The organism is Novosphingobium capsulatum NBRC 12533, assembly GCF_001598375.1.
Taxonomy (GTDB): Bacteria; Pseudomonadota; Alphaproteobacteria; order Sphingomonadales; family Sphingomonadaceae; genus Novosphingobium; species Novosphingobium capsulatum.
Window position 1 is genome coordinate 1 of record NZ_BCYV01000056.1, and the last position, 1,637, is coordinate 1,637.

Sequence of the window (1,637 nt, forward strand, 5' to 3'; positions counted from 1 at the left end):
GCGTTCGCGGACTTCAGGTGAAAACTTGTTCCGGGTCTTGCTCATCACGAAAGCTCCTTCTCACAAATCGGAGCCTCCGGGAAACCCGGGGCGCTTCAACCTTTCCGAAGCCTTGGCGGATTGGCACCCGCCGAGAGCGCATGGGCAACGAGGCTCAGATATCAGCGGCCTGAAAAAGGTGGGCTGGTCACAGCCAATCGGTCTTGCATCGCCGTTACCGCTACGTAGAAATTGAACCGCTGAGCAGGGCCGTGCGCCGATCTCTCACCTTTGCAGCGGCTGCGATTGGCGATCGGTTGGGAGACGGTTCGGCGTTTCTCTTCAACTGCTCCGGTAGCAGGCGTGACGGTCATGATCGTCGCGGGCATTGGCATTGTCGTCGATGCTGTCGCAGCTTGGTTGTTCGCGTCAGGCCGAAAAGGCGAGCTCAACATCCGGGAGCATTTTTGCATATGGGGGCAGACGCCCGCCCGATCCGTTCGGCCCTAACCTTAAGCGCGCCGGACTGATTGATCGAGCCGGCGAAGACAGGCGCGCCCTCGACCTTCTCGTCCCTTTGGTCGACTTGATGTCGCGCGGGCTTCGCGCGGAAATGGGCTTGGAATGGCCATTGTAGGCGCTATCGCAAAGATCCACCATGCGAAGTCTGACTTGATCGTTCTCGATCCGGGGGTGAAGCGTGCATCAGATTCTCACTCCACTGACTGCAGTCGACGCCATACTGACGTTTAGCAGCCCGCAAGAGGCTGCAATTCTAGATCCGCTCACATCGTCCACGCGGATAGGAGAAGCGATACGGCGAACCCCGCCGATCGCCAGCAGTGCATGGTCCCGGACGCCGTGCGAGATACCATTCCGCATGCTGCGCACGTGCGCGACCGGAACCTCGGCTGCTACCTTCCCTTTACGGGTTTTTTCGGAGAGGTCATTGTAACGGATCCTTGCGCTTGGTTGGTCGCCGCATCAGACGGATGGTCGTGTTCCATAATTCCAGCAAAATGATTCATCTGGTCCTCAGAAATATTCTGCGGTTCGTCTGGCGCGCCGCACGCCGTCGTCAACAGAACTGGCAACACAGCCGCCCAAGCTTGAATCTTCAACCTTCTCATCACAAGCTCCATAAGTAAGCACTCTCGGGTCAGGGGCCGCGCGGTCGTGCGTGCCCTGCTGTTGTCGCAGGATAATATGCTTAAGCATTCCTATAATCAAAGCGCACTCAACATGACCATTTATACTAATTGTGACGTGACCCCCAGCTTTCCACCAGCTGGGATTAGAGCCGGGCCGTTTTGTTGCGCATGAGCGCGGGGTAAGCAATGGCCTGTGCAGCGGAGCCCGTAGGGCGTAGCGGAGCAGGCCATTGCTTATGCAGTTCGGCTGCGAATGCCGCCGGGGTCTCATAGCCAAGGGCTGAGTGCGGTCGCTCGTGGTTGTAGTCTTCGACCCATGCCGCGATCTGAAGGCGGGCATGGTCCATGCTGAGGAACAGCGTCTCGTTTAGCAGTTCATCGCGCATGCGGCCGTTGAAGCTCTCGACGTAGCCGTTCTGCATTGGCTTGCCCGGCGCGATATAGTGCCACTCCACGCCGGCCTCACCGCACCAGGCGAGCACGGCATTCGACGTGAGTTCCGTGCCA

The 1,637-nt window shown here is 58.7% G+C and carries 1 protein-coding gene; it reads right to left on the reverse strand.

Going from position 1 to position 1,637, the window contains the following annotated elements; translation table 11 throughout:
- Positions 1–1,273 precede the first annotated feature (1,273 nt).
- Positions 1,274–1,637, reverse strand: a 364-nt coding sequence (locus tag SCA01S_RS21520) for an integrase core domain-containing protein (protein WP_157089090.1), incomplete at its 5' end; no start/stop codon positions are given.